At 68.1% G+C, this 1,612-nt stretch carries 1 protein-coding gene; it reads left to right on the top strand.

Features of this window, described 5'->3' with window-relative positions:
• The first annotated feature begins 163 nt into the window (after positions 1-163).
• The gene (locus ACWDSL_RS53335; protein WP_450496988.1) at positions 164-1,417 is read left to right on the top strand and encodes an IS701 family transposase; all 1,254 of its coding nucleotides are present in this window, start codon (positions 164-166) and stop codon (positions 1,415-1,417) included.
• Positions 1,418-1,612 lie beyond the last annotated feature (195 nt).

Raw genomic sequence — 1,612 nt, 5'->3', positions numbered from 1 at the left:
GAGCCTAGTACTCCAGCAGGATTTCGCAGTCTGTCCTGCGGGTTTCACCGGGCGGCTGGAGTGTAGCGGGCTGTGGAGTGGTCAGGGGCGGTTTCACGGAGGCCGCCCCTCGATCGTGCGACAACCCCGCAGGTAATGACAGCGGGTGGGGAAATCTCCCTGCGTGATCACCGGGCGTGCTGCCGAGCAGTGGGACCTTGAACTGGACGACCTCTTCGTGACCATCGGTCATCGCTTCGGCCGTGTGGAACTTCGCCGCCGCATGCGTGATTACGTGCGCGGGCTGCTCGCCCCGGTGGCCCGAAAGAACAGCTGGCAGCTGGCCGAGCAGGCAGGCCACGCCACCCCCGACGGTCTGCAGCATCTGCTCGCCGGCGCGAAGTGGGAGCCCGACGACATCCGCGATGACCTGCAGGAATACGTCGCCCACAAGCTCGGCGAGGACGACGGGGTCCTCATCATCGACGACACCGGGTTCCTCAAGAAGGGCACCACCTCCGCCGGCGTTCAGCGTCAATATTCCGGGACCGCCGGCCGCACCGAGAACTGCCAGATCGGCGTCTTCGCCGCCTATGCCGCCGCCGGTGGCCGGGCCTTGGTCGACCGCGAGTTGTACCTCCCCAAGTCCTGGGCCGAGGACCGCGAACGCTGCCGCGCGGCCAAGGTCCCCGACGAGCGGGAGTTCGCCACCAAGGGTGAACTGGCCCGGCACCTGGTGCTGCGTGCCCTCGGCTCGCCGCTGCCCATTGCCTGGGTCACTGCGGATGCCGCCTACGGGCAGGAGAGCCGCTTCCGGCGGCTGCTGGAGCAGTCGGGCGTCGGCTACGTGCTGGCCGTGCCCAAGTCCCAGTTCACCGTGGGCTGTCCCCGCATCGAGGGCCTGTTCGCACAGGCTCCAGCCGAGGCGTGGGAGAAGATCTCATGCGGAGACGGTGCGAAGGGCCCGCGCGTCTACCACTGGGCGGCGGTGCGGCTGCCGGCTGTCGCCGAGTTCGACTACCAGGGCGAGGTCCCCCACCGGATGCGGTGGGCGCTGGCCCGTCGCAGCATCCGCAAGCCCGACGAGATCGCCTACTACCTTGCCTATGCCCCGTTGGGGACAACTGTTCTGGAGCTGGTGCGGATCGCCGGGACGCGCTGGGCGATCGAGGAGTGTTTCCAGGCCGCGAAGAACGAGTGCGGGCTGGACCAGTACGAAGTCCGTCGCTACGTGGGCTGGTACCGGCACATCACCCTCGCCATGCTCGCACACGCCTTCCTGGCAGCCACAGCACACCGGGCCCGGGAAAAGGGGGCGGAACCGGTGAGGCAGCCGGGACCATCGAGCTCACAGTGGCGGAGGTTCGGCGACTCCTGGCAGCTTGTCGGCCCCGGCCCCCGCACCTGCACGGACGTAGAGGCCGACACCATGCGATGAGCTGGTCGCACTGGCGCCGACGGCGCCAAGCAATCGCCCGCCGCTGTCATTACCTGCGGCGTTGTCGCACGATCGAGGGGCGGCCTCCGTGAAACCGCCCCTGACCACTCCACAGCCCGCTACACTCCAGCCGCCCGGTGAAACCCGCAGGTCAGACTGCGAAATCCTGCTGGAGTACTAGTACTCCAGCTGTAG

This window comes from Streptomyces sp. NPDC000941 (assembly GCF_053599555.1).
The sequence above is the reverse complement of the archived record's forward strand: the minus strand, read 5'-3'. Positions and strand labels throughout refer to the sequence as shown.